This is a genomic window from Pseudomonas sp. A1230 (assembly GCF_044218825.1).
GTDB lineage: Bacteria > Pseudomonadota > Gammaproteobacteria > Pseudomonadales > Pseudomonadaceae > Aquipseudomonas > Aquipseudomonas iridis.
In genome coordinates this window covers 5,343,937-5,370,935 of the sequence record NZ_CP162582.1, presented here as the reverse complement: position 1 = coordinate 5,370,935, position 26,999 = coordinate 5,343,937, and the positions used below count along the sequence as shown (strand labels likewise).

General features: G+C 60.7%; 23 protein-coding genes and 1 tRNA gene. 11 read left to right on the top strand and 13 right to left on the bottom strand.

Features of this window, described 5'->3' with window-relative positions; genetic code table 11:
* Positions 1-3: 3 nt before the first annotated feature.
* Complete coding sequence (gene gabT, locus AB4P97_RS25070) at positions 4-1,281, bottom strand: 4-aminobutyrate--2-oxoglutarate transaminase (protein WP_042557070.1); 1,278 nt, start codon at positions 1,279-1,281, stop codon at positions 4-6.
* Between the two features lie 184 nt (positions 1,282-1,465).
* Positions 1,466-2,908 carry an NADP-dependent succinate-semialdehyde dehydrogenase gene (gene gabD / locus AB4P97_RS25065; RefSeq protein ID WP_042557069.1) on the bottom strand — a complete coding sequence of 481 codons (1,443 nt, stop codon included), beginning with the start codon at positions 2,906-2,908 and terminating at the stop codon, positions 1,466-1,468.
* A 441-nt stretch (positions 2,909-3,349) separates the two neighbouring features.
* Here gabD and AB4P97_RS25060 point away from each other — a divergent pair.
* Positions 3,350-3,426: transfer RNA gene (locus AB4P97_RS25060), tRNA-Arg, on the top strand.
* Between the two features lie 76 nt (positions 3,427-3,502).
* On the opposite strand, the gene AB4P97_RS25055 is transcribed toward AB4P97_RS25060, so the two are convergent.
* The 7 genes from AB4P97_RS25055 to AB4P97_RS25025 all read right to left on the bottom strand — a co-directional run bounded on the left by AB4P97_RS25055 (position 3,503) and on the right by AB4P97_RS25025 (position 10,973).
* On the bottom strand, positions 3,503-3,739 hold the full coding sequence (locus AB4P97_RS25055) for a hypothetical protein (protein WP_080963882.1): 237 nt from the start codon (positions 3,737-3,739) through the stop codon (positions 3,503-3,505).
* A gap of 55 nt (positions 3,740-3,794) precedes the next feature.
* Positions 3,795-4,370 carry a hypothetical protein gene (locus AB4P97_RS25050; protein WP_395601753.1) on the bottom strand — a complete coding sequence of 192 codons (576 nt, stop codon included), beginning with the start codon at positions 4,368-4,370 and terminating at the stop codon, positions 3,795-3,797.
* Positions 4,367-4,948, bottom strand: coding sequence for an RNA polymerase sigma factor (locus tag AB4P97_RS25045; RefSeq protein ID WP_395602969.1), 582 nt, complete (start codon positions 4,946-4,948; stop codon positions 4,367-4,369). The genes AB4P97_RS25050 and AB4P97_RS25045 overlap by 4 nt, the downstream gene beginning before the upstream one ends.
* Before the next feature lie 29 nt (positions 4,949-4,977).
* Positions 4,978-6,651 carry a von Willebrand factor type A domain-containing protein gene (locus AB4P97_RS25040; protein WP_395601752.1) on the bottom strand — a complete coding sequence of 558 codons (1,674 nt, stop codon included), beginning with the start codon at positions 6,649-6,651 and terminating at the stop codon, positions 4,978-4,980.
* Between the two features lie 129 nt (positions 6,652-6,780).
* Complete coding sequence (locus AB4P97_RS25035; protein ID WP_080963878.1) at positions 6,781-8,139, bottom strand: OprD family outer membrane porin; 1,359 nt, start codon at positions 8,137-8,139, stop codon at positions 6,781-6,783.
* Between the two features lie 74 nt (positions 8,140-8,213).
* Positions 8,214-9,608: an amidase gene (locus tag AB4P97_RS25030; protein WP_395601751.1), complete on the bottom strand. Its 1,395-nt coding sequence runs from the start codon at positions 9,606-9,608 to the stop codon at positions 8,214-8,216.
* A gap of 51 nt (positions 9,609-9,659) precedes the next feature.
* Positions 9,660-10,973, bottom strand: coding sequence for an MFS transporter (locus AB4P97_RS25025; RefSeq protein ID WP_200616403.1), 1,314 nt, complete (start codon positions 10,971-10,973; stop codon positions 9,660-9,662).
* Positions 10,974-11,210: 237 nt separating this feature from the next.
* Here AB4P97_RS25025 and AB4P97_RS25020 point away from each other — a divergent pair, with 237 nt between their 5' ends.
* From AB4P97_RS25020 to panB, 9 genes are all read left to right on the top strand, one after another.
* Complete coding sequence (locus AB4P97_RS25020; protein ID WP_395601750.1) at positions 11,211-12,140, top strand: asparagine synthetase A; 930 nt, start codon at positions 11,211-11,213, stop codon at positions 12,138-12,140.
* 65 nt (positions 12,141-12,205) lie between these two features.
* The gene (locus AB4P97_RS25015) at positions 12,206-13,276 is read left to right on the top strand and encodes an LLM class flavin-dependent oxidoreductase (protein WP_395601749.1); all 1,071 of its coding nucleotides are present in this window, start codon (positions 12,206-12,208) and stop codon (positions 13,274-13,276) included.
* Positions 13,269-14,510 carry an MFS transporter gene (locus AB4P97_RS25010; RefSeq protein ID WP_395601748.1) on the top strand — a complete coding sequence of 414 codons (1,242 nt, stop codon included), beginning with the start codon at positions 13,269-13,271 and terminating at the stop codon, positions 14,508-14,510. Before AB4P97_RS25015 ends, AB4P97_RS25010 begins: the two co-directional genes overlap by 8 nt.
* Entirely contained in the window at positions 14,507-14,962 is a 456-nt protein-coding gene (locus tag AB4P97_RS25005) for a cobalamin B12-binding domain-containing protein (RefSeq protein ID WP_042557059.1), read from the top strand. Before AB4P97_RS25010 ends, AB4P97_RS25005 begins: the two co-directional genes overlap by 4 nt.
* Positions 14,963-15,006: 44 nt before the next feature.
* The gene (locus AB4P97_RS25000; RefSeq protein WP_395601747.1) at positions 15,007-16,245 is read left to right on the top strand and encodes an acetyl-CoA carboxylase biotin carboxylase subunit family protein; all 1,239 of its coding nucleotides are present in this window, start codon (positions 15,007-15,009) and stop codon (positions 16,243-16,245) included.
* Complete coding sequence (locus tag AB4P97_RS24995) at positions 16,242-17,738, top strand: hypothetical protein (RefSeq protein WP_047299255.1); 1,497 nt, start codon at positions 16,242-16,244, stop codon at positions 17,736-17,738. Before AB4P97_RS25000 ends, AB4P97_RS24995 begins: the two co-directional genes overlap by 4 nt.
* A gap of 2 nt (positions 17,739-17,740) precedes the next feature.
* Positions 17,741-19,000, top strand: coding sequence for a methylaspartate mutase (locus AB4P97_RS24990; protein ID WP_042557056.1), 1,260 nt, complete (start codon positions 17,741-17,743; stop codon positions 18,998-19,000).
* Positions 18,981-20,234: an ATP-grasp domain-containing protein gene (locus AB4P97_RS24985; RefSeq protein ID WP_042557055.1), complete on the top strand. Its 1,254-nt coding sequence runs from the start codon at positions 18,981-18,983 to the stop codon at positions 20,232-20,234. Before AB4P97_RS24990 ends, AB4P97_RS24985 begins: the two co-directional genes overlap by 20 nt.
* Before the next feature lie 43 nt (positions 20,235-20,277).
* On the top strand, positions 20,278-21,096 hold the full coding sequence (gene panB / locus AB4P97_RS24980; protein ID WP_210623954.1) for a 3-methyl-2-oxobutanoate hydroxymethyltransferase: 819 nt from the start codon (positions 20,278-20,280) through the stop codon (positions 21,094-21,096).
* Here panB and AB4P97_RS24975 read toward each other — a convergent pair.
* Both AB4P97_RS24975 and AB4P97_RS24970 read right to left on the bottom strand, forming a co-directional pair.
* Positions 21,081-22,502 carry a PLP-dependent aminotransferase family protein gene (locus tag AB4P97_RS24975; RefSeq protein WP_047299253.1) on the bottom strand — a complete coding sequence of 474 codons (1,422 nt, stop codon included), beginning with the start codon at positions 22,500-22,502 and terminating at the stop codon, positions 21,081-21,083. The genes panB and AB4P97_RS24975 overlap by 16 nt on opposite strands.
* Before the next feature lie 352 nt (positions 22,503-22,854).
* Positions 22,855-23,415 (bottom strand): YbhB/YbcL family Raf kinase inhibitor-like protein, encoded by a 561-nt coding sequence (locus AB4P97_RS24970; RefSeq protein WP_042557052.1) that lies wholly within the window; start codon positions 23,413-23,415, stop codon positions 22,855-22,857.
* A 139-nt stretch (positions 23,416-23,554) separates the two neighbouring features.
* Here AB4P97_RS24970 and AB4P97_RS24965 point away from each other — a divergent pair, with 139 nt between their 5' ends.
* Entirely contained in the window at positions 23,555-25,078 is a 1,524-nt protein-coding gene (locus AB4P97_RS24965) for an FAD-dependent oxidoreductase (protein ID WP_395601746.1), read from the top strand.
* A 41-nt stretch (positions 25,079-25,119) separates the two neighbouring features.
* Here AB4P97_RS24965 and pgaD read toward each other — a convergent pair whose 3' ends face one another.
* Entirely contained in the window at positions 25,120-25,647 is a 528-nt protein-coding gene (gene pgaD, locus AB4P97_RS24960; protein WP_042557050.1) for a poly-beta-1,6-N-acetyl-D-glucosamine biosynthesis protein PgaD, read from the bottom strand.
* Positions 25,644-26,999, bottom strand: a complete 1,356-nt coding sequence (gene pgaC / locus AB4P97_RS24955; protein ID WP_200616428.1) for a poly-beta-1,6-N-acetyl-D-glucosamine synthase — start codon at positions 26,997-26,999, stop codon at positions 25,644-25,646. The genes pgaD and pgaC overlap by 4 nt, the downstream gene beginning before the upstream one ends.

The window sequence follows — 26,999 nt, the reverse complement described above, 5'->3', positions numbered from 1 at the left end:
TGATCAGAGCTCGGAGAAGCACTCTTCGATGATCGCCAGGCCTTGGTCCAGTTGCTCATCCGGCGAGGTCAGCGGTACGAGTACGCGCAGCACGTTGCCGTAGGTGCCGCAGGACAGCAGGATCAGGCCCTTGTCGCGAGCCTTGGCCACAACGGACGCTACAGCGGCAGCGTTTGGCTTGTGACTGTCGCCGTTTTCGAACAGCTCAACGGCGATCATCGCGCCCAATGCACGGACTTCGCCGATTACCGGGTACTTGGCCTGGATGGCTTTCAGGCCGGTGACCAGACGCTCGCCGACCGCTTTGCAGCGATCCAGCAGTTGTTCTTCTTCGAACACTTCCATCACTGCCAGAGCAGCGGCGCAAGCGATCGGGCTACCGGCGTAAGTGCCGCCCAGGCCGCCTGGTGCGATGGCGTCCATGTATTCAGCCTTGCCACACACACCGGCCAGCGGGAAACCGCCCGCAATGGATTTGGCGAAGGTGGTCAGGTCGGCAGCAACGCCCATCTGTTCCATGGCGAAGAACGTACCGGTACGGCCAGCGCCGGTTTGTACTTCGTCAGCAATCAGCAGGATGCCGTGCTGGTCGCACAGGGCACGCAGACGCTTCATGAATTCCTTCGGTGCGACGTAGAAACCACCTTCGCCCTGTACAGGCTCGATGATGATCGCGGCGATGTCTTTCGGCTCGGCGTCATTCTTGAAAATGCGTTCGATGGAAGCGATCGAGTCGTCGATGCTCACGCCGTGCAGTTCATTCGGGTACAGCGCGCGGAAGATACCACCTGGCATCAGGCCCATGCCGGCCGAGTAAGGCACGACTTTACCGGTCAGACCCAGGGTCATCATGGTGCGACCGTGGTAAGCGCCGGTGAAGGCGATCACGCCAGCGCGGCCAGTGGCAGCACGGGCGATTTTCACGGCGTTTTCTACCGCTTCGGAACCGGTGGTGACCAGCAGGGTTTTCTTGGCGAAATCACCAGGCACCTTGGCGTTGATTTTTTCGCACAGCTCAACGTACGGCTCGTAGGCCAGCACCTGGAAGCAGGTGTGAGTCAGCTTGTTTAGCTGTTCGGTCACGGCGGCGATGATTTTCGGGTGCACGTGGCCGGTGTTCAGCACGGCGATACCGCCGGCGAAGTCGATGAATTCACGACCTTCAACGTCAGTCACAGTAGCGTTCTTCGCGGATTCGGCGAAGATCGGGTGAATCTGGCCAACACCACGGGGTACAGCAGCGGTACGGCGGGCCATCAGTTCAGCGTTAGTCTTGCTCATTACAGTCCTCATTCGCCGCTCATCGGGCGGCGTGGTTCAAGGATTAAGCGGGAGGAAGCGACGGTGGCAGCATGCGATGATCGACTGCCACGGCGTTCCCGGCCGCAGAGAAAATTCCGGTTTGAAACACGCAAAGGGACAGCGCTCTCGTGCCCTTTGCGTTTGCAGCAATCCCTTACCCGGCTTAGATGCCCAGGCAGAGGTATTTGATTTCCAGGTAATCTTCGATGCCGTACTTGGAGCCTTCACGGCCCAAGCCCGAGGCTTTGATGCCGCCGAACGGTGCGACTTCGTTGGAGATCAGCCCGGTGTTGACGCCAACCATGCCGTATTCCAGGGCTTCAGCCACACGGAACACACGGCCCAGATCGCGAGCGTAGAAGTAAGAGGCCAGACCGAACTCGGTGTCGTTGGACATCGCGATCACTTCGGCTTCGTCTTTGAAGCGGAACAACGGCGCCAGCGGACCGAAGGTCTCTTCCTTGGCCACTGCCGCGTTTTTCGGCACGTTGGTCAGGATGGTCGGCTCGAAGAAGTTGCCTTCCATTTGCTTGCCGCCAGCCAATACGGTTGCGCCTTTGGCTACCGCGTCAGCGATGTGCTCTTGCACCTTCGCCACGGCTTTTTCGTCGATCAGCGGGCCAGTGGTGGTGCCGTCTTCCAGACCGTTACCGATCTTCAGCTTGGCTACTGCCACTTTCAGTTTTTCGGCGAACGCATCGTAGACCGAATCCTGAATGTACAGACGGTTGGCGCAGACGCAGGTCTGACCGTTGTTGCGATATTTGGAAATGATCGCGCCTTCGACGGCCTTATCCAGATCCGCATCGTCGAACACGATGAACGGCGCGTTGCCGCCCAGCTCCAGCGACACTTTCTTGATGTCCTTGGCGCATTCAGCCATCAACTGACGGCCGATTTCGGTCGAGCCGGTGAAGGACAGTTTGCGTACGATCGGGTTGCTGGTCAGCTCGCTGCCGATGTCACCGGCGCTGCCGGACACCACGCTGAACACGCCGGCAGGAATGCCGGCACGCTGAGCCAGTTCAGCCAGCGCGAATGCGGAGAATGGGGTTTGCGAAGCTGGTTTGAGCACCATGGTGCAACCGGCGGCCAGTGCAGGGCCAGCCTTACGGGTGATCATCGCTGCCGGGAAGTTCCACGGGGTGATGGCCGCAGTAACGCCGATTGGCTGCTTGATAACGATCAGGCGCTTGTCGGGCTGGTGACCCGGAATCACGTCACCGTAGATGCGCTTGGCTTCTTCGGCGAACCATTCGATGAACGAAGCGGCATAAACGATTTCACCCTTGGCTTCGGCCAGCGGCTTGCCCTGCTCGAGGGTCATCAGGCGAGCGAGGTCGTCCTGGTTCTCGATGATCAGCTCGAACCAGCGACGCAGCTTGTTCGCACGATCCTTGGCGGTCAGTGCACGCCAGGCCGGCAGCGCTTTGTCAGCGGCTTCAATGGCACGGCGGGTTTCGGCAGCGCCCATCTTCGGCACGGTGCCGAGGATTTCGCCAGTGGCCGGGTTATTGACCTTGATCGTCTGACCGTTGTCCGCATCGACCCAAGCGCCATCAATGAAGGCTTGCTGGCGGAACAACTGGGTGTCTTTAAGCTGCATGTCGGCTTTCCTTAACAGCACCGCGGCCTGCGCGGAGCAAATTATGATTGTAGAAAGGCGCCTCGCAAGGCTGCCGTCAGGGAAATCAGTAACCGGGTGAGGCGCAAAAATAGTGCACGCTTCGGAACACCTGCGCTTCAACACCCAATCAACGGGCGTTTGAAATCTCAAACGGATCGTAGGAGCAAAGGGTTTAAAGGACAATAGGGCGTTCGAAAAAAAGAACAAAAACGGCGTGTTTGTGGAAATTTTCAGATCAACGCGCAAAAAACCCTGCCGCAGGAAAACCATAGATCAGCCCCGCCAAAGCGCCAAGCGAGGGTTTTGCAGGACGTTACCGCTTTATGGAATGCAGCGTTTTATTCCGACACGCGCACTGACAAAGGGTGCCGAAACCCAGCATGGACGCCCCGACCCGACCTAGGTATGATGTCGCCCGCTGCACCAGTAGCTCAGCTGGATAGAGTACTGCCCTCCGAAGGCAGTGGTCGTGGGTTCGAATCCCGCCTGGTGCACCATGAATCAAAACGAGAAAGCCCCGGACTGTGATGGTCCGGGGCTTTTTTGTGGGCGCTGAATTGTTCGGACGCAACGTTACTCCGTCGTCCAGTCAAACTCATCGTAATCCTCATCCTCGTCGTCTTCCTCCCCAACCTCTTCCTCAAATACGTCCTCTTCCTCAAGCACGTCTTCTTCCTGCTGACTCAGCAGAAACTCCTTACGCGCTTCAGTAATCGCGCGCCGCATCTCTTCGCCCTTTTTCGGGCAATTGAGGAGTTGGGCGATGCGGTCGATTTTTGGTGCCACGGTGTTCTCCAGCGCTTCAGCTATGGCCCGATAGTGCGCGTTTTGCGGGGCAATGCCAAATGGCTGGGCGCACAGGCAGTCAGTTCTTCTGGATTTGTTTGAGCCGGGCGTCGAGGTCGGCGTCTGGGTAGCGTTTGTGCAGGTTGTTGTACAGGCTGTCGGCGGCTTGCGATTGGCCGGATTCGCGCAGGCGCAGGACTTCGCGCAGTTGTTCGTCGAGACCGTTGGCCGGGGCGGCGGTGCGTTTGCTGGTTTTGGCTTCGTCGGCGCTGAACGCTTCGCTGTGCGTCGGCGCAGCCATTTCTGCCATCGGTGCGGGAGCTGGGGCGGACAATGCTTCGGGGGCTTGTTTGCGAGCCATTGGTACCGCGGGTTTGGCGGCCGGAGCGAAGTCAAATTGCGCTTGCGGCTCGGGCGCGCGTTGCACCAACGACAGCATCAGTGCCACGCCGACGAGGCTGGCGAACGCCACTTGCCAGCGCGGTTTGCGGCAGGCGTCGAGCCAGCGCTGCCACAGACCAGGCTTAGCCGGCGGGGTGTGGCGGTGCGCAGCATTGAGGATGAAAGCATCAAGGTGCGTTGGCGGTTCAGCGTTGTGCTGCTCGCGCACATGTTTAATCACCGAATCTTCGGGTGTCTGGCGGGCGTCATTCATGTCAGTACCTCCTCGGCCAGCAGCCGACGCAGTTTTTGCTGGGCGTAGCGCAAGCGGCTTTTGACGGTTTCCAGCGGCGTTTCGGTGAGGCTGGCGATTTGCGCCAGGTCGAGGTCGCCGTGGGCGCGCAGCAGGAACACTTCGCGTTGATCGGTGGGCAGCATCTGCAGGGCGTTTTCCAGGCGCTGACTGTCACGACTGAGACTCAGCAGTTGTTCGGGGCCGGTGGCTTCGTCGCTGACCGCGTGGATTTGCTCATCGTAACTGTCGTGCAGCGGTTGCCGGGCACCATGTTTGCGCCAGTGGTCGATCAGGCGATTGCGGGCAATCTGGAACAGCCATGTACGAAAGGTCGCCCGTCCTTGTGGCTGACTGGCGCTGCGGATCAGGCTCAGCCAGGTTTCCTGAAAGACTTCATCGGCCAGTTCGGGTTTGCCACTCAGACCGAGCAGAAACCGATACAAACCCTGACGGTGGCGGGCGTACAAGATCTCGAACGCCGCGCCGTCGCCCTCGCGATAACGCGCCAACAGCGATTCATCGCTGCTGGCGGTGGGGCTGTCCGGCGAAGCAAACAGCTGACTGATGAAGCCTTTCAGACGACTCACTATTCAATCCGTCGCTCAGTGGGCAGCGCATTCGATGCGGTTGAAGTGCGCAGGCTCTGCGCCAGTTCGACCAGTTGCACAAACTCGTTGCGCAGACCGAAACGATCATCACCACGGGCACCACGGGCCAGCGCTTCGGTGTCCTTCAGGTTGAAATCGCCGGTATAGCGACCGTCCTTGAGTTGCTGGGAAAACGCGGCGACTGCCGCAGCAAAACGCAAATCTTCGCTGGCTGGCACAACCTGATTGGCAATCGGCCGCTCGATCAAAAGACTTTTCCCACCTTCGGGCTGTTGATAACGCACACGCAACATCGCCAATTCCCCGCTCTTCTCGGAAACAGCCTTCTCAGATTTACCGTAGCGCAGCGGCTCCAGCCAGCCCTTCTCGCCTGCCGGAACAATTTCATACAGCGCCGTCACCGTGTGTCCTGCACCGATTTCGCCAGCGTCGACCTTGTCATTACTGAAATCCTCACGCTTCAACGCACGGTTTTCATAGCCGAGCAGGCGATACTCGCTGACTTGCGCGGGGTTGAACTCCACCTGCAATTTGACGTTTTTCGCCACCACGGTGAGGGTCGAGCCGAGTTGATCCACCAGCACCTTGCGCGCCTCGCGCAGGTTGTCGATGTAGGCATAGTTGCCATCGCCGGCATCGGCCAGTTGTTCCATCAAGTGCTCATTGTAGTTATCCACACCAAAACCCAGGGTGGTCAGGGAAATTCCGGTTTTGCGTTTATCCACAGCCATTTGTTTAAGGCTGTCGAAGTCGCTGACGCCGACGTTGAAGTCGCCGTCGGTGGCCAGCAGGATGCGGTTGATGCCTTTGGCGATGAATCCCTGTTGCGCCATTTGATAGGCCAGTTCGATGCCTGACGCCCCAGCGGTGGAGCCGCCCGCAGTTAATTGCTCGATGGCCGTGCGAATCTTCGCTTTTTCTCGTCCGGATGTGGGCTCAAGCACCACTCTGGATTCACCGGCATACACCACCAACGAAACCCGATCCTGATCGCGTAACTGGTCAACCAGCAATTTCAGCGTGCTTTTGACCATCGGCAGCCCTTCGCGGCGGTCCATCGAGCCGGACACGTCGACCAGAAACACCAGATTGGCCGGGGCCAGTTGCGCAACCGCACGGTCGGAAGCCTTGATGCCGATGCGCAGCAAGCGCGTGTGCGGATTCCACGGCGATGCTGCCAGCTCGGTGGTCACGCCAAACGGCGAGCCGTCACTGGGCAATGCGTAGTCGTAAGGGAAATAGTTGACCATTTCCTCCAGTCGCACCGCGCCTTCCGGCGGCAGGCGTCCCTGATTGAGCAGGCGACGGACATTGGCGTAGGCGCCGGTATCCACGTCCGCGCTGAAGGTCGAGACCGGGGTTTCGGCGACGCTGTGGATGGGGTTGTCGGCCAGCGTTTGATATTGCTCACGCTGTTCGTCGCGATAGCCTTGTGGATAACTTTCCCCGGCAGGCATTGCAGCAAAACCGGCAATGGGTGCCGGATGAACGCTGCGCTTGACCATGGCGCCATCAGCCATGATCGCTTCATGTTGCACCAAGGCTTCAGGCTGAGCCGGTGCAGCAGCGGAATCAGGTTTGGAAGAAACGCCACAACCGCCGATGGCCAGCAAAATACCGACCACTACAGGACGTAAAAGAGGAAGAGACATGGGGGCTGACCTCGGGATGAAATTGATCATTCATCCACTGAGACGGGCCGTCCGTTGCGTGCGGGTTAACGCCGTTGAAATATTTCTGCTGTGGATGACGCCGCAGACTGCGCGGCGTTCTCGGCGCATTTAAAACAGGCTGAGCGGTACATTCGCAACCAGACGGAACTCGTCGTAACTGCCGTCGATCTGCCCGCCACTCGCGCGGTGGTTATAGACGATGCTGCGCAGTACCGTGTTTTTCAGGGTGCCAGACTGCACCACGTAGGCGAGCATCAAGCCATTTTCGTTGTGCTTGGCACCCTCCAGCCCGCGCACGTTGTAACCAGTGTTGCGTCCGTCGCGGTCGCCGCTGTAGTGGGTGCCATCAATACCCCAGCCCTTGGCGTGCCACAGGCTGGTGGTCAGGCCCGGCACGCCGTAGCTGGCGAGGTCGAAGTCATAGCGCAGCTGCCAGGACTTTTCGTTCGGGCCGTTGTAGTCCGAGTACAGCGAGTTGGCCATGTAGTTGCCTGTGGACTCCCACACGTAGTCGAAATATTCGTCGCCGAACACCTGCTGCCACGCCGTAGTCAGAGCGTGCGCGCCATGGGCGGCGGTGATTGCAAGGCTGTAGGCGTGGTTGTCGATGAAGCCCAGGTTTTGTTCACCCTGATCGCGCGTGCGGTAGTAGTTGAGGCTGGTTTTCAGCGCGAGGTTGGCGCGATCCCCCGTTACGTGAGTCGCGCCCAGATAGTATTGCTGCCACATGTCCTCGAACCGCGAGCCATAAGCGCTCAATGTCAGACCGTAGGGCGCTTTGGCTGTCGCGCCGAGATAGCTGATACGTGAACCGCTGTAGGCGCGATTGCCGAAGGTGGTAGTCAGGCGTTCGCTGCCGGTGCCGGTACGCGGGATGGCGCGCTCGAAGCTGCCCGCTTGCAGCGCCAGCCAGTCGAGTTCGTTGCTGTTCAGGCCAATGCCCTGAAAGGTCGACGGCAAGGCACGATTGTCCTTGTAGCGCAGGATCGGGTTTTCCGTGAGCATCCGCCCGGCCTTGAGTTCGGTGCTCGACACTCGCAGTTTCACGTCGCCGACCCCCAGACGACTCCAGCTCGGGACCGCGTCGCCATCGCTGTCGACCAGCACCCGGTCACCCCCATTGGCCACCGCACCGTGGCCACGCTCGAGGGTCACTGCGCTGAACAGCGAGGCGTCGACACCAAAGCCCACCCAACCTTCGGTGTAGCCAGAGATGTAATTGAGCATCGCGGTCTGCACCCAGGTGTCGCGCTGGCGCGTGGGCTGTGCGACGCCTGCTTTTTTGATCACCAGGTGGGTACTGCGCCGGGTGTGCTGGTTGGAATAGTAGTGGCGCAAATTCAGGTTGAGGTGGCTGCCATCGATCAGCCCGGTCGCTTGATCCTGTGCTGCGACGGGTTCACCGGCATAAGCAGGCTGGGCGATGAGCAGCATCGGCAGCAACGCCCGACGTACATGTGATTGCATGGAAAAGTGCCTGTAAAAAGAGTGCACGCCGCCCACGCGCCTGGCGTTTGAGCGGCCTGCGACAACTGTCGGGATCAGCGGGGCGGCGCAGACGGCCAGTGTTTGATCGGGCCGCGCCAGCCTTCGTAAGCCTTGGCGCACTGCAACAACCATTGATCGGCAAACCGTGGTGCAACCATTTGCAGGCCGATCGGCATACCCCCGGATGTAAACCCGCAGTTGATCGACAAGGCCGGTTGCTCGCCCATATTCCACGGCAGCGTGAACACGATGTGTTCGAAAGGCTGGCGCGGGTCATTGCCGGGCGAGGGCCATTCAGCGGGGAAACTGCTGACCTGATTGGTCGGCGACAACAGCAAGTCGAAGTTGCCGAACAATTGCGCGCAGCGACGACGGATTTCAAAGGTCTGATTGAAACCTTCGACCGCTTGCACCGCGCTCATCCCGGCCGCCGGTGCTGCCCAGTCCTGAATGTAGGGCAAGACGTTGTCGCGTTGCGCCGTGCTCAAGCTTCGCAGTTGCGACAACTGGCGGGCGCGCCAGAAATCATCAAGGCCGTCGAGCAACTGTCGATCCATCAGCGACCCGATCAAGTCCACCTGCGCGCCATGGGCCTCGAACATTCGCGCGGCATCTCGCACCGCTTCACACACTTCATGTTCAGGCTGGAAGCCGCAGCCGGGGTCGAGCATCAGCCCGATGCGCAGACCCTGCATCGACGGTGCCTGCAGGTTCCAGTCCAGCGCGTGCGCCGGCAGGCTGGTAGCGTCGCGTGCATCCGGTAGTGCCAGATAACGCATCATCAGCGCGCAATCATCCACGGTGCGGGTCATCGGTCCCGCGCAACGGCCGGTGTAATAGGGATCAATCGGGATCCGTCCAAGCGTTGGCTTGAACCCCACCAATCCACACCAGCCTGCCGGCAGGCGTACCGAGCCGCCGATGTCGGTGCCGACATGCAGCGGACCATAACCAGCCGCCGCCGCAGCCGCCGCGCCGGAACTCGAGCCGCCGGGGTTTTGCGTGGTGTCCCACGGGTTGCGCGTGATGCCATGGAAACTCGACAGCCCCGACGACAGCATGCCGAAATCCGGCACCGTGGTCTTGCCCAGAATGATCGCCCCGGCTTCACGCAAACGCGCGGCCGGCGGCGCGTCGGCAGTCGCCGCGATCAACGTCGTGGCACGCGAGCCTTGGGGGATGCAATCGCCTTCAGTGGCGATCAATTCCTTGAGTGTCACCGGGATGCCGTCGAGCATGCCGCGCGGGGTTCCACGGCTCCAGCGTTCAGTCGACGCGCGCGCCTGATCGAGTACGCGCTGCGGATCGAACGCGTACAGCGCATTGATGCTCGGTTCCCAGCGCTCGATGTGCGCCAGCAGGTGATCGTAGTATTCCAGCGGCGACAACTCAGCACTGGCAAACAAGGCCAGCAGTTGTGCCGCCGACAAGTCATGTAAATCGGTCATCGAATAGCCGTCCGTGCAAACCCATAGTGCGCATGCTGCAAATTGTCTTCCCTAGCGCTCGGCAACCAGCGCATGGCTGGTTTGAACCGTATTGCGCCCACCGAAATACGCAGCGCAGGCAACGCCCACCGCGCCCATCACCAGGCTGTACGCCACGCACACCCACGGGCTCCACGGCATCAGCCCGATCAACAACAACGGCGTGGTGCTCGCCCACAGTGCATAGGCAATGTTGTAAGTAAACGAAATGCCCGAGACGCGGATGTGTGCGGGGAACAGACTAACCATCACCGACGGCACCGCGCCGACCACACCACAGCTCAATCCCGCCAGTGCATACGCCAGCCCCAGCCAAGAACCACCACTGATCAGGCAGCCATAAAGCAGAGCCACGCCAACCGGCAGAAGCACGCTGTACAGCATGACCGTGCGCCAGGCGCCGAGCCGGTCGACGATCAACCCGGCAATCACACAACCGATATTCAGGAAGACAATACCGAGGCTGCTCAGGGCGAATGTATGGCTGGGGCTCATGCCGAAGCTTTTTTGCATGACCGTCGGGGTGATCACCACCAGCACCACCACTGCCGAAGTCAGCACGCAGGTCAGAATCATCGCCGGCAACAACATGTGCCGATGCTCGCGCATCACGGTGCGCAACGGCAGTTCGGCGTCAGCCTCACGGCGCGCCTGCAAAGCCATGAACACCGGCGTCTCGCTCAGCCAGCGACGCAGCCAGACACCGATCACGCCGAACAATCCGCCGAGCAGAAACGGAAAGCGCCACGCGTAATCAAGAATTTCGGCAGGGGTGAATATTTGCGCCAGCAGGGTCGCGGTCAGCGCCCCGAGCAAATAGCCAAAGGTCAGTCCGGCTTGCAGGAAACCCAGCGCATAACCGCGATGACCCGCCGGTGCGTGCTCGGCGACGAACACCCAGGCACTGGGCACTTCCCCACCGACTGCGGCGCCTTGCAACACACGCAGCAGCAACAGCAGCAACGGTGCGAAGTAACCAATCTGAGCGTAGGTCGGCATGATGCCGATCAGCAGGCAGGGCAACGCCATCATCAAGATGCTCAGGCTGAACACGCGCTTGCGCCCCAGCTGATCGGCGAAGTGCGCCATCAGAATTCCGCCGAGCGGTCGTGCCAGATAGCCAGTGACAAAAATGCCGAAGCTCTGCAGCAATCTCAGCCACTCCGGCATCTCTGGCGGGAAGAACAGCTGACTGAGTGTCAGTGCGAAAAACACGAAGATGATGAAGTCGTAGATTTCCAGTGCGCCACCGAGGGCGGCAAGGCCCAAGGTCTTGTAGTCAGACCTGGAAAACCGATGGGATCGCGAACCGGTCAGGGCAGTCATGGGCAAACTCTGAATTGACAGATATAGAGAACGACGCCTGCCAACAGGGGCCCGAACGAACTGCCCCCAGGTGCGCCAATTGATCAATTTCAACAGCGCGATATCGTCCACGCAAAAGGCCATGCGAACAACAAAACCGAGGCTCTGTGCTGCTTTTTAGCCGAAATCTGTACATTGAGTTTTCTTCCGATTAAACAATAATCAGGCCTCCCTAACTCCCTGAATATCTGGCCCATCATGGAAGAAATTACAAGTAACTTCGCCGATTTTGCTAATCCAGACATAGAATCCATTGCCATCATCCGGGGACGTGTCCTACAGGCATTGCAACAGTTTTTGCTCGAACGCGACTTCAAACAGTTGATGCCGATCCTGATGTCGCCAATCACTGATCCGTTGAATCACGCGGTGTATCCCGCTGAACTGCAATATGAAGAACGGCGCCTGAAACTGACCGCCAGCATGATCTTCCACAAGCAGTTGGCGCTGACCGCCAAGGGCCACGACAAAATCTTTATTGTCGCGCCGAACATCCGTCTGGAAAAACCCGAGATCAAGGATTCCGACAACCACTTGCTGGAGTTCTCGCAGTTCGATTTCGAGATCCGCAACGGTGACATGCATCAGGTCATGGCCCTCATCGAAGGCCTGATCAAGCATGTGTTCAGCGAGGTCAATCAGCACTGCGCCGCCGAATTGTCCCAGCTCGGCCGGCAACTGCCGCACTTCGCCACAGCGTTCCCGATCTACAGCTCCGACGAGTTGCGCGCCGAGCATGGCGACGACTTCGAGAAGATCATGTCGGCCAAAGCGCACACGCCGTTTTTCGTCACCAACTACCGTCGCGAGTTCTATGATCGCGAAACCCCGGGCAAGCGCGGCGCTTACAACAACTACGACCTGATCTATCCCGATGGCTATGGCGAGGCCCTGTCCGGCGCGGAGCGTGAGTTCGAGTACGAGCAGATCGTCTACCGCATGAACGAGCTGTCGATGGACCTGCAGCCGTTCGCCAACTACCTGGAAGTCGCACGGCGCGGCTTGCTGCACCCGAGCGCCGGTGGCGGTCTGGGCATCGAGCGTCTGCTCAAGTTCATCTGTGGCAAGCGACGCATCCGCGATGTGGCGCTGTTCGACCGCACGGTCGGTACCAGCTTCCTGTTCTGATCCGGACCTGACTCGCAAGGCCTGCTCCGCTCTCGCGGCGGCAGGCTTGGCCATGGAGAAACACAATGTCTGCACTGCGTATTCACTGGTGCTCGCCGCTCGATAGCGGTCAGCAAAAGGCCTCGGAAAAATACGACACCGGCGCCCTCGACTTCGCCGGGATCGTCGATTTCGCCAAGGAAGCCGATGAGCTGGGTATCGACTCGCTGTTGATGGGCATCAGCTACCACATGCCCGATCCGCTGCCGATGATTGGCGCGCTGGTGCGTGAGACCGATCGCGTCAAATTCATTCTGGCTTACCGTCCGGGGCTGGTGCCGCCGACCCTATTCACGCAGATCGTCAACACCGTGTCGTGGATGTCGGACAAGCGTATCTCGCTGAACCTGGTCGCCGGCATTTCCCCGGACGAACAAGCCTATTACGGCGACTTCGTGGCGCACGACGGACGCTATGAGCGCACTGGCGAATTCCTCGACATCCTCAATCGGTTCTGGAGCGGCGAATCACCGCTGACCTACCACGGCAAGCACTACCGCATCGAAAAAGCCCAGCTCGGGTTGCCGTTCAAGGACGCCGAGCGTCCGCGCATTTATCTCAGCGGCGCCTCGGACGTTGCCCAGCAGATCGCCATCCAGCACAGCGATTGCTGGCTGCGTTACGGCGATACGCCGCAAGGAATTGCCGAGGCCGCCCGCAAGGTTTTGCAGTCCGGTTGCTCGGTGGGAATTCGCATGCACGTACTCGCCCGCGAAACCCGCGCCGAAGCGCTGGCCGCGGTCGAGAGCATGATGGAAAACCCGGACGAACAGCATCGCGAATGGGTGCGTGAGTTCGTCGGACGCTGCGATTCGGAAGCGGTGAAAACCTCGTTCCGCCTTGCCGACAAAGCTGAACACGACTGGCTGTCGCCGATGCTCTGGTCGGGTGCCGTGGCCTATCGTGGCGGTCCGGCATTGTGCGTGGTCGGCAGCTATCAGGAAGTCGCCGAATACTTGTTCGAATACAAGAAAGTCGGCGTCAGCGAGTTCATTTTCTCTGGCTGGCCAACCCGCGACGAAATGCGCCGTTTCTGCAAATACGTGCTGCCTTATCTGCGCGAGCTGGAAACCGTCTGGGACCGCGAGCATGCATGACATCAGCAGCGCTGCACGCAATAGCGCGATTCGCTGGTTTGGTGCCGGGTTGCTGTGTGCCTTGCTGGCGGAGCAGACCGTGCTGTTTGCCGTGCCGTTGATGATTTTCCAGCTCACCGGCAACGTGCGCTATTCCGGTGTGGCGTTTGCACTGGAGTGGCTGCCGGCACTGATTGCCTATCCGTTCGCCGGGTTGCTGGCTGACCGGTTTGGCGGGCGCCTGCTGTTTCGCGGCGCCAATACTGCGCGGGGACTGAGCCTCGCCATGACACTGGGGATCTGCTGGTATCAGCCGCAATGGATGATCTGGGCGTTGATCGGCAACGGCATCGTATTGTCGGTGCTGATGGCGCCGGTGCGCATGGCGGTTGAAAAAAGCGTGCCGCTGATCGCCGGCCCTGAACGCCTCGCCCACTGTCAGTCGCTGGTGCAAAACATGGAGCTGCTGGCAATGGCGCTGGGCCCGGCACTCGCCGCCGGGTTGGCGATGTATGCCGACAAGCGCTGGCTGCTGGGGCTGGCGGCAGTCGCACTGTTTGCTGCGGCGCTGTTCTGGAGAGGCTTGCCGACGGCGCGCTCCGTCAGTCGCCCGACCAGCGTGTTCAAGGATCTCGCGCTCGGCTGGCGCCTGTTGCTTGGCAACCCGCCAGTGCTGTCGCTGGCCGGGCTGAACTTCAGCATCAATCTGGCATTCGCTGCCGTGCTCAGCGCCAACGCGTTCGTCATCAGCGGCGTGTTCAGCGCCGCCGACGGCGTGTTTGGTCTGATGAATGCAGGGGCCGGCGCGCTGGGTCTGTTGAACTTCATTCTGGTGCCGCGACTGTTGGCGCGCATGTCGATTTATCGACTCGGTGCACTGGGTTTTGCCTTGCTGTGCCTGGGCCTGATCTGCATGGGCGTGGCCAGCGGTGTGTTGCTGTATGCCCTGAGTTTCCTGCTGGCAATGGCCGGATGCGCGCTGTTCAACGTGTTCAACCGCACGCAGCGGATCAAGGCGATCGAGAGCGCTCATCTGGGCAAAGTCATGGGGCCGTTTTATCTGGTCAACCTGCTCTCTTATCCGCTGGGTGGTTTGCTCACCGCCAGCGTCGGTCACGTCTACGGCGTGCAGGTGCTGATTCTGGTGCTGGCACTCGTGCTGACCGTGCCCGGCACTCTGCTGTTTATTTTGACCACCCGGCGGTTTCGCCTCGCCCTCGAAGGTCCATCGCTCGCCATGGAGGCATCCCAATGAAAACTCTGCCGCACTGCCTGCTCGCCACCGTCGAGTCCGACTCGCACATGTGGAATCTGGTGTACCTGCAACTGTGGCTGGGCGAGCACGGCTTGAACGTGAAGAACCTCGGCAGCTGCACGCCGGTGGGCACGGTGCTCAGTGCATTGCAACAGCGCCGCACGCAGTTGCTGGTGGTCAGCAGCGTCAATGGCCACGGCTACTCGCAAGGCCTTGAGCTGATTCGCCAGGTGCGCCGGCTACACCCGCACCTGCCCTGCGTAATCGGCGGCAAGCTGACCACTTCCGAAGATGAAACCCTGGCAGTCCGGCAATCTTTGATCGATGCCGGTTACAACCAGGTGTTCGTCGGCCCCGACGCTATCGACACCTTCAGCCGCTATCTGGGCTCGCTGCACGCACAGCCCGACGCCGATTCCGTACTCGCCAACAGCGTGGCGTCCTGGGGCTGAACCCCCGACCACGGCTGAATTCGCCCATTCAAAGGATTACCACGATGCACATCGTTATCGTCAACCGCTGGCCGCGCTTTCGTGATGGGCGCCGCTGGGACAACGAACTGACTCGCTACGAAGATTTCTTCGACCATCAACAACACCGGATCAGCTACGTGGTCGATGCACTCGGCGCCGACGGCGTACTCGCCCCGGCGCAGCATATCGCTCATCAGGTACAGGTCGATGACGTCAACCAATACGAGCAACTGCTCGGCGCGGTGCAGGAAGTCATCGAACGCGTCGGCCCCGTCGATCAGTTGATTGCCCTCTCCGAGTTCACCCTGGAAATCGCCGCGCGCGTGCGCCAGACCCTGAGCATTCCCGGTCACGGTCCGGACGAAGTGGCGGTTTATCGCGACAAGGCACGCATGAAGGAAATCCTGCAAAACCAAGGCCTGCCGGTGCCGCCGTTTGCGCGTTGCGAGTCGGTGCAACAGGCCGTGGATTTCGCCCGGGAAATCGGTTTCCCGCTGATCGTAAAACCGGTGGACGGTGCCGCGAGCATGGGCGTGGAAAAGGTCGAAAACGAGACCGCCCTGCGCACGCTGCTCAATAGCATCGACCTGTCGCGTTATGAGATCGAAGGCTTCATGCACGGCCAGACCTACCACATCGACGGCTTCGTCGATGTCGACGGCAGCGTGCCGTTTCAGGTGGTGTCGCGTTATATCAACAGTTGCCTGGATTTCGCCAAGGCGCAGCCGCTGGGTTCGGTGATCGTCCAGGCATCGGCCCTGCGCGCGCGAATCGAGGCTTTCAGCCAACAGATCATGCGTGCCCTCGATCTGCGCTGCACGGCGTTCCACCTGGAAATTTTCGTCGAACCGGACGACTCGCTGGTGTTCCTCGAAATCGGTGCGCGGGTCGGCGGCAGCGAAGTCCCGCACCTGATCAACAAAGTGTTCGGGGTCAATCTCTACGAGCATTGGTTGCGCCGCCTCGCCGGCGATCAAGTGCCGGTGCCCGCCGTCAGCCACGACCCAAGCGGCGGCTGGCTGGTGATCCCGAAACCCGCGGCCCTGCCGTGCCGGGTAGTGCAAGCCGATTCGTTGCGCGAAACCGTGCCCAATCTGTGGCGCGAATTGCTGCCCGAGCCGGGGCAGATTCTCGAGGCCGGCGGCAGCTACGACGCCCTGCACAGCGGACGCTTCATTTTTGTCGGCGGCAGCGAAGTGGCCACTGAAAACGATATCCGCCACACCACTCAGGCATTCCAATTTCGGGCTGAACCGGTATGAACTCTACCACTTCCCAAACCTTGAACGACGAACCTCTGCTAGGTCAGCTCAACCACTATTTGCGCGCCGACGAACGTCGCGCCGTGGCTGTCCTCGGCGAGCGTCTGATTGACGCTGCGGGCGGTCTCGACGGGCTGACCGGCTACAAATTGATGGTCGCTTACGGCGGCGGCAAAGACAGCTCGTACACCGTAGCCATGCTGCGCGCCACGCAGTTACAGCTGTCGATCCTGCATGGCCGCACCTTTCAGCTGCGCATCGCCAACATGCGCCATGCCGGCGTACCGGATGCGGTGATGGCCAACATTGATCGGGTCTACCGCGCGCTGCACCTGTTCGATGATCCGCGGGTAGAAATGCTGGTGGTCGATCACCGCCAGATTCGCCCGTTCGAACGGCATCTGCCGTTCCCCGACGATGTACAGGCGATGAACCGTTTCGACGTATTGATGAACGGCCACCGCACCGCCGGCGACGGTCGCCCGACCTTCTGCAACAGCTGCAACCTCGCCGTGGCGGATTTCTATGGTCGCGCCGCGTGGTGGCAGGGCGGCGTCGATGCAGTGGTCACCGGTGATTCGCGCAAAGAGCAGAAGCACTATTTCACCTGGATCATGCGTCTGGCGCAGCGTCTCGGGCTGGATGTCGAAGAATGCCGCAGGCAGGGCTTTCGCGGGTTGCTGCAAGCGCTGGATGGCGTGGCCCAGAGCTATTTCATCGAACTGTTCGGCGAAGGCTTCGATCAGCAACGCGAGGAACGACGCGTCGCCTGCGGTGACGACAACGCCGATCCAGCGTTCATCAGCATTTACGATCTGGTCAGCTACAAGGTCGAGGATCATTGGGAACTGATCACCGAATTCCTCGATTTTCGCTTCGAAGAACTGGCATTCAGCTTCACCGAATCCGATTGCGCCAACCCGATGTTGATGGCGCACTTTCGCGGGCTCAAGGCCGAGTACGTGCAAGGTCGCAGCTACAACCAGGGGATTGCCGAATACCTGGAGCTGGCACAGGCGCTCATGCGCAAGAAAGAAATGCCCCAGCGCCTGATCGATCTGGCCATGTCGGCCTATGTCGATGCGCAGGGCATGCAGGCGCGTCGCACGCTCGCCGAGCGCTTCGCCGAGCAGGCGTTCGGACTCAATGAAATGCAATTGGTGTGTATGCAGTTTGCGCCGTTCGTTGATCGTGGCCGCGAGTTCTCCAGCTTCGTCGGGCTATGCCATCCGCAGCGTCTGGCCGATCTCGAAAATCTGCACCGGGTGCTCGCTGGCGAGCATAACGATCCGGCCCTCGGTCAGTGGCTGAGCGAGGTCAGCGGCCTGCCGCTGCCGGCGTTGCGCAGTCTGTATGCGCATCAACGCATCGATTTCGACAGCGACGTCACGCTGATCGCGCGGGTGCGCGCCGGTGATCCGCACAAGGGGCGCATCAGTCGCTACGACCCGGCGACCGGTGAAACCGTGGTTGAACTGGTCTCGGGACGCTAAGCATGACGGCGTTCAACGGCGGCCATTTTCAACAGTTCATCGAGCGCGCCCGCGCCCGCGATGAGCTGGTGGTGCAACCGCGCATGGGTTTTGGCGCACTCAGCCAGATGCGCGCGGGGCTGGCGAGCGTCGCCGCCCTGCCCTGCGCGGCCATCGGCACCATCACGCTCGACAGCTATACCCGGGTCGGCGATTACCAGAGTGCGTTGCAGTGCCTGAACAGTTCGGCGCCGATGAACGGGTTTCCGATCATCAGCCATCCAATCGAAGCGGTGCGCGGCATGCTCGCCGGACTGTACAGCGCGGAGTTCCCGATTCAGATCCGCCACGGCACGGCCAAACCGCAGAACGTTTTTCAGCGCTTGGCAGCATTGGGTCTGGACGCCACGGAGGGCGGCCCGGTGTCGTACTGCATGCCCTACAGCCGTCTGCCGTTGGCCGAGGCGGTCAGTGCCTGGGCGCAGAGCTGTCAGGTGCTGGCGGGCGCGACCGAGCATGCGCATATCGAGAGTTTCGGCGGCTGTCTGTTGGGGCAGTTGTGCCCGCCCTCGCTGCTGATCGCCATGACCTTGCTGGAAGCCCTGTTTTTCCGTCAGCACGGGGTGCGCAGCGTCTCGTTGAGCTACGCCCAAGGCACGTCGATGGAACAGGATTTCGGCGCGTTGCAGGCATTGCGCGAATTGGCCGCCCGGTATCTCGACGGCGATCATTGGCATGTCGTGGTGTATTCGTACATGGGCGTGTTCCCGACCTCCAGCCACGGCGCGCGGCGTTTGATTTGCGACAGTGCGCGGCTGACCAAGGCTGCAGGTTGCGAGCGGTTGATCGTCAAGACCATCGCCGAATCGCGGCAGATTCCCTCGGTCGAGGACAACCTTGATGCCTTGCGCATGGCCGCCGAAGTCGCCGCCGGCGACCTCCCGACGATTGACGCGGGCAGCGCCGGCTATTACCAGCAAACGCTGTTCGAAGCGCGGCGACTGGTGGAGACCGTACTCAATCTGCATGCCGACATCGGCGTGGCACTGGTGCAGGCCTTCGCGCGCGGCTTGCTCGACATTCCCTACTGCCTGCACCCGGACAACCCGGGGCGCGCCACCACCCGTATCGACGATCAAGGCGCGCTGCGCTGGGGCAACACCGGCAGTTTGCCGTTGCCTCGCAGCAGTGGCTGGTCAGTGGACGGCCCCGGCATCAGCTCGTCCGAGCTGTTTCAGATGTTGCATTACACGGTGAACCGTTATGACCAACCCTTGCATTGATTCCAGCGCCGCGCCGTTGATTCTGGTCGACGCTTATTCGACCGGCGCCCTGCTGGCCCGCTCACTGGCCGGACAGCGGCCTCTGCTCCATGTGCGTTCACGCGCGCACATGCCGGCCGCATTTGCCGCGAGCTGCCCGAAAGAATTGTTCATCGAGGACTTCAGCGTCGCCGAAGAAGGCCTTGAAGCATTGTTGCTGAAACTCGCCGCCTATCACCCGGCCGCCGTGCTGACTGGCAGCGAATTCGGCGTAGAACTGGCGGACTTGCTGGCCGCACGCCTGGGCCTGCCCGGCAATAATCCGGCGACCTCCGCCGCGCGGCGCGACAAGTCATTGATGGCTGAACGCGTGGCCGAGGCCGGGTTGCCGGTGGCGGCACAGTTGCGCACCAGCTCGCTGGAACGGGCGCTGGTCTGGTTCAAGGCCCGCGGCGGCGAAACGGTAGTGGCCAAACCGCTGGACAGTGCCGGCTCGGACAACGTGTTCATCTGCCACGATGCGCTGCAGCTGGAAGCAGCCATCGAGTCGATCCTCGGCGCCACCAATCTGATGATGCTCAACAATAAAGCGGTACTGCTGCAGGAATACCTGACAGGCGCCGAGTACGTGATCAACACCGTCAGCCACGCGGGCGAGCACTGGATCACCGACGTTTGGAAATGCTCGAAGACCTTCGCCGCCGACGGCCGCAAGATCTATGACCGCGAGGACCTGCTGCCGGCGGACGCCCGCGAGCTGCCGCAACTGATTGAGTATGTGCAAGGCGTGCTCGACGCGTTGGGGATCGTGCATGGCCCGGCGCACACCGAGTTGATCCTGACCGGCAATGGCCCGCGCCTGCTGGAAACCGGTGCACGCCTGTCCGGACTGGCCTGTCCGCCCGCCCTGCACGCGGCCACCGGCAACGATCAGGTGGCCCTGACCTGCCTCAGTTATCTGGACCCGGCGCGTCTGGCGCAGTGGCCAAAACGTTATCAGCTGTTGCAACACGCGCGGGGAATGAACCTGATCGCTCACCGCCACGGGCTGTTTGCGCAGGAGCATGTGCGCCAGCGCCTGGAAGCCTTGCCGAGTTTTCACAACGCCAGGTTCCGCTTCGCCGAAGGGGCAAGGATTGCCCCCACCGTAGACCTGAACAGCTCACCGGCTGCAGTGTTTCTGCTGCACCCACAGAGCGAACGCATCGACGCTGATTACGACGCATGGCGTGGATGGGAAAGGGATTGGTTGTAATCACTGACGCCCCCGACCACGGGGCTTAACAAGGAAGAGAGCCATGAGCCTGCATACCCGAACCAAACGACTTACCGTTCCTCAATTGGTCGCGATGAAGGGGCAACAGAAAATTGTCTCCCTGACTGCCTATACGAGCTGGATGGCCAGACTGATGGACCCCGTTGTCGACTTCATCCTGGTGGGTGATTCGACCAACATGGTCGGACTTGGCCGCAGCTCAACGCTCGACATGAGCCTGGAGGAAACCATCGTTTTCACCCGCGCTGTGGTCAGCAGTACCCAGTTGGCCTGCGTGATTGCCGACATGCCGTTTGGCAGTTATCAGGAATCGCCGCAGCAGGCCTACCGCAACTGCGCGCAGGTGATGGCGCGCACCGGTTGCGATGCGGTCAAGCTCGAAGGCGGCGCGGTGTTCGCCGAAACCGTGGAGTTTCTGGTCAAACGCGGCATCCCGGTGATGGCGCATGTCGGCCTGATGCCGCAGTACGTCAACACCATGGGTGGCTTCAAGGCCCAGGGCATGAATGAAGCAGGCGCCATGAACCTCGAAGCCGATGCGCGCGCCCATATTGAAGCCGGTGCTTTCAGTCTGTTGCTCGAAGGCGTGGCCGAAGGCGTGGCGCGCCGGATCAGCGATTTTTCACCCGTGCCGACCATCGGCATCGGTGCTTCACCGGCGTGCGATGGTCAGGTGCTGGTGACCGAGGACATGCTAGGGCTGGGGGGTGATCACGTACCGCGCTTCGTCAAGCAATACACCGATGTTGGCGCGCAGATCCGCGAGGCGTGCGAGGCGTTCGCCGACGAAGTCCGCGCGGGCACATTCCCCGAACTCCGGCATTGCTATGGCATCAACTGAGCGCCAGCCATCGACCCTTCATCCTGAATGGCCTGAGTTAGCATTTTCAGCGCGTGGGTGATGTCCTTGCTCCAGTCGATGGTGTAGCTCAGGCGCAAATGATGCTGCCACGCCCCCTGCTGGCTGAAGATTTCGCCGGGAGCAATCACGATGCGTTTGGCCAACAAGCGCTCAAATACCCGGCGCATGTTCACCGGGCGCGTGGCCTCGATCCAGAACGCCGCGCCGCCCTGCGGGGCGACAATGCGTAACTGACCCTCCGTGTGTTCGTGCAGCATGGCTTTCATGCGCTGCATGCGGTCGATCAGCATGCTGCGCAACATCTGCGTGTGTTGGTCGATGCGCCGTGTGGTGTAGAGCTTGGCAATCGCTTTTTGCCGAATCGGCGACAAACGAAAGGCTCGCTCCAGAAACAGCCGATGCAGCTCGGGCCCTTGAAAGCGACTGAGCACAAAGCCATACGGCGCCTCCGAACCGATGATCTTGTCGAACGTGGAAAACACCAGCAGCCGTTCCGGGTCGGCAAAGTCACGGTAGCGCGCGGCTGCAGGAACGAAGCTGAATTCGCCATAGCAGTCATTTTCGAACAGCCAGATGCGTCGCTCCGCCAGCCAGCGGCAGATCACTTGCTTGTCCTCGGCAGGCATCAGACTGCCGTGGGGAATGTTCACGGTGGAGGACAACACCGCCAGAGCGATGGGTTCTCTCTGCAACAACGCCTGGACTTTGAGCAAGTCAAAGCGGCCATCGTCATCCAGCGGCACCTCGATGACGCGGATTTTCGCCGCGTGCAGTTGCCGCAAAATCGCCCACGAACACGGCGATTCCACCAGCGCCACAGTGCCGGTCAACTTCAACGCCTCAAGGGACAAATCAAGCACGCTGCGCAGATCGGAACCGATGTAAACGTGTTCGGCACGCCAGTAGCAACGCGTCGAACGGGTATAACGATCGGCCAGTACACTGCGCAATTCGGTTTCGCCGAACGGTTGATACAGCGGCGCATGCGAGCGCGGGTACTGGCGCGTCAGTTCGCGTTCGGTCATCAACAACGGGTTTTCCAGCGACAGCAGCATGGCCGGGGCATCACTGCTCAGCGCCAGCATTCCCGGTTGCCGAGCGTTGGAGAACACGTTGTCGAGCAGGTTCGGCGAACCTTCGTTGAGCAGCGCCGATGGCATGGCGCGGGTGTAGTAGCCAAGCTTCGGCCGAGCGTAGATACGCCCTTGGTCTTCCAGCAGGGAATAGGCGTATTTGGTCGTGGACACTGAGACATTCAAGCGCTGCGCCAATTGTCGCAACGACGGCAGCTTCTGTTCTCCCTCAGGGCTCGCGGCTTCGATCAGTTCGACGAGATAGCGGTAAACGGCCTGATAGGCAAATGTCGAATCTTTATTTGGGTTCATGCTCAATCGCTTTAAATCCTGGTGCGTTAGGTACTGCGCTTGCCACGCGCGGTCGGAACCACGGAGGAAACACTTGCACTCGGCCATCCATGCCAACGCTCAGGCATCGAACGGATGCCCGCAGTTTTAAAACATCATCAGCAATGGACGTTGCGAAGGGGTGAAGTCGTTATCTGGGACCTGCGGGTTGTTCCGCAAGTTTCCCGCTGGATGAATCACGCGTGTCATCCATAGGGTAAGCGCCCTGCCCGGCGTCGACCGTCAGGAACAGCGCCGATAGTGCTCGCTTTCATCGGCCGATGCCAAGGGTAACCGCGCATCCCGAACGGAACGCGCAGCTGGCCAGCCCCTATCAGCGATGGTAACGCCGCACCGCACTGCTGTTGCGCAGCACATGGCCTTTGATTTTTTCCATCAGTTCGGCTCGGGTCAAACCGGCAGGCAAGGCGTCCGGGGCCAGATCCAGGGCATAGAGCTGGATGATGTAGTGATGCGCGCTGTCGCCCACCGGTGGGCACGGTCCCATGTAATGAGTGTTGCCCTTGCTGTTGGTGCCGCCGACGCCTTCAAGGCTGGACTTGGCGCCGACACCCGCCGGAATCTGTCGCGTGGTGGATTTGATGCCGTAGTGAATCCAGTGATCGACGCCCAGGCCTTTCTGGCCGTCCGGGTCGTGCATGACAATCGCGTAGCTCAGGGTCCCGGCAGGGCCGGCGTTCCAGCTCAGCGCCGGTGACTGGTTCTTGCCGCCGCAACCGGCCGCATCACTGGCCGCTGCCGAAGTGAACAGACGGTTATCGGACACACCCGGGATGCTGAGGGTGAAGCGCTCCTGGGCCTGCGCCGGAAACTGCACGCAAAGGGCGACGGCAATGGCCGCCAGCCAAGGGTTGAGAGAGGTCAATCGGGTCATTCCGGGAGCACCTTGTGCAGTTGGGCCGTCGTCGGCTTGCAAACTATAGCTGTACCGTTCGTGCCTTGGCAGTAGCAAATGGCTGAACCTCGCACTGCGCTGCAAACTCGAAAGAGAAATCCCCGCGAGGAAGCCGAACATGTCTCTGCACCGTGTCGCCCGTTTCGCCGATGTTCCTGAAGATCGTGGTCTGGAAGTGAAAATCGGCGACTGCAAGATTGTGTTGCTGCGTGCCGCCGGCGAATTACGAGCGTTTCAGGGTGAATGCCCGCATGCCGGCGCGCCTTTGGCTGACGGCGCGTTGTGTCACGGGCGGCTGATCTGCCCGTGGCACAAGGCAGCCTTTCGCGCTGAAGACGGTGCGTTGTGCGAACCGCCCGCTCTCGACAGCCTCAAGCGTTACCCGCTGGAGGTGCGTGGCGATGAGGTTTGGGTGGATGACCAGCCGATCGCCGATCCGCACATCCCGCCGGCTGACGATACACGCACGTTCGTGATTGTCGGTGCCGGTGCGGCAGGTACTGCGTGCGCGGCGGCGCTGCGGGAAAAGGGTTTTGGCGGGCACATCAAAATGATCGACCGCGAACCTGACGCCGGTTACGACCGCACGGTGCTGAGCAAATTTGTCCTCGCCGGGGAAATGTCGCCGGAAGAAACCCCACCGCTGCGCGATGAAGATTTTTATAAAGAGCAGCGCATCGAGCGCATTCAAGGCGAAATCAGTTCGCTCGACGCCGCAGCAAAAACCCTTCACCTGCGCGATGGCCAAACCGTGAATTACGATGCAGCCGTGCTGGCGACCGGCGGCGAGCCCAATCCATTGGAGTTGCCCGGCGCGGATCTGCCGCAGGTGTTCCTCCTGCGCTCAAAAGCCCAGGCCGAACAGATCATGAACGCCGCCGCACCCGATCAGCGCGCAGTGATCATCGGCGACAGTTTCATTGCCCTCGAATGTGCCTCGGCCCTGCGCCAGCATGGTCTCGACGTCACCGTCCTCGCTCGCCACGCGGTCCCTTTCGCCGCTCAGTTCGGCGACGCTGTGGGAAAAGCCATCCGCGCCTTGCACGAAGAAAACGGCGTGAAGTTCGTCACCGAGTATGAGGCGCAGGAGATCACCGGCAGCGGTAAAGTCGAGGCGGTGTTGCTCGACAATGGTTTGCGGCTTTCGGCGGATCTGGTGGTGGCCGGCGTCGGTGTGCATCCGGCCACAGAAGCTTTCGCGTCATTGCCCAGGGAAAAGGATCAATCACTGCGTGTCGACGACGGTATGCGGGTGGCTGAAGGTATATGGGCGATTGGCGATATCGCCACGTTTCCGTTGAGCGGCCAGCCACAGCGCATCGAACACTGGCGCCTGGCCCAACAACACGCACGAATCGCCGCCACCAACATGCTCGGTGGCAATGAGCACTACTTGGATGTGCCGTTTTTCTGGACGTGGCACTTCGGCAAGAACTACGAATATCTCGGCCATGCCGAGCAATGGGATGAGGTCGAATTCATGGGTGAACCCGAGCAGCCGCCCTTCATCGGCCTGTTCGGCAAAAACGGTATCGTTGTCGCGGCAGTGGCCTGCGAAAAAGAACGGGCGATGGCGATGCTGGCCGAGCGCATGAAGCAGCCGCTATCCATTGAAGAGGCGTGGCAATTGATCCGCGAGTAAACACGATCCCTGCGGCAGCTCCTACAGGGGCTTCAGTTCATTTAGCGGGTCAGCGGCTCACGATTATCGTCGTCTTCAGCGTGCAAAAAGATCACCCGAGGATGCTCCAGCGGTGCCAGTGGCGATGGCAACTGCGCTTGTGTCATTGGCCAGAAATGCGTCACCACATGACTGATGTCACCTTCCTGATCGTTGTGGATGGTCATCACCCCGGGCGTGCGCAGCTTCTGCAGACTGTCATCGCAAAGTTTGAAACTCTTGCTCAGCCCTGCATCGTCGATCACCGGTGACGGCAAACGACGCTGAGCGAAGCTTCTGCTTTTGCGCTGTTGATAACGCGCCCATGCAATCAGGATCACGGCGTTGACCACAGCGATCCACAGGTAAATCTGCAACGTTCCCAGCGCATCGAACGCCGAGCTGTCGATGCGCGGCGCACCGGCGTGGGTTTCTAGCAGCGGCCATAGCCCGCGCATCAGCAAAAGCAGCAGACCGACCCAGGCCACCACCGTGAGGATAACGTCGATCACGACCAGGATTGGCCGCTGGCGAGTCCGGATGATTTTCATTTGATGACTTCCTCTTCGTCGTCGCCGATCGGTTTGATGCCCCGATCAGGGCTGACCCAACGCGCACGTTTTTGATGCTGGCCGAACAGCACCTTGGGGAAACTGACCAGCGTGGTCAGCAGACTGATCAACCAGAACACCAACGGGTACCAGATCACCCAGAACATCGTGCGGCCCAGCCCCGGTTCATAGCGGCGGTCGATGACGATGCTGACCGCAAACTGCACCAGACACACAAACGCCAGCAGCAACCCGGTAAATGCCGGCGGCATCAGGTGGTCCACCGCGATGGCTTCTGGCATGACCACAAATTTGCCGACACCCCAGAAGATCACCGACAGCAGGAAGGTGAACGCCCAACCGGTCGACAGGCAGTATTCGAACAGCAGCGGCCACAGGTAACGGTGGCGGTATTGCCAGATGCCGCGAATGTTTTTGAACAGCACTTCGGCGCCGCCCTGTGCCCAGCGCAACCGCTGCTTCCACAGGCCGCCGAGGGTTTCCGGCATCAGAATCCAGCACAGGGCGCGGGGCTCGTAGAAGATGCTCCAGTGATCGAGTTGCAGTTTCCAGCTGATGTCGATGTCTTCGGTGATCATGTCCGGGCTCCAGTAGCCCACCCGGTTCAGCGCCGTGCGGCGGAACGCGACGATTACGCCGGACACGGTGAAGATCCGTCCGAACACGCGCTGAGTGCGTTTGATCAGTCCGATGATCGATGAGAACTCGCCGACCTGCACCCGCCCGACCAGCGTCGAACGCGTACGGATCCGCGGATTGCCGGTCACCGCGCCAAGGCGTGCGTTATCGAGCATCGGCGCCACCAGATAGGCCGCCGTGTTCGGCGCCAGCAGCGCATCGCCGTCGATGCACACCAGATACTCACTGCGCGCGGCAATCGCGCCCATACGCAGGGCCACAGCCTTGCCCTGGTTTTCCGCCAGGTGCAGGACCCGCAGCCGTGGGTCTTCCTTGGCCAGCCGGTCGAGCACTTCGGCGGTGTTGTCCTTGGAGCCGTCGTTGATCGCAATGACTTCGATGTTCGGATAATGCTGGGCCAGCGCCGCATGGATGGTGTCGGCGGCGTTTTCGCCTTCGTTGTAGCAAGGGATCAGGATCGAGATCAGCGGCTCGCCTTCCAGTGACGGCGGCAGCGTGTCGTCCTTCCACGGCCAGTGCCGCTCCCAGTGCAGCCAGAAATACAGGCCACCGGCAATCCACAAGCCAGACATGAACAACGGGTAGAAAAACACGAAGTCCATCAGGAACTGCCCGGTGACCAGGAAGATCAGCCCCAGCGGTACGCCGAGGACGAGCGCCAGAACAAGCAGGGCTAACAGTCTATCCAGCAT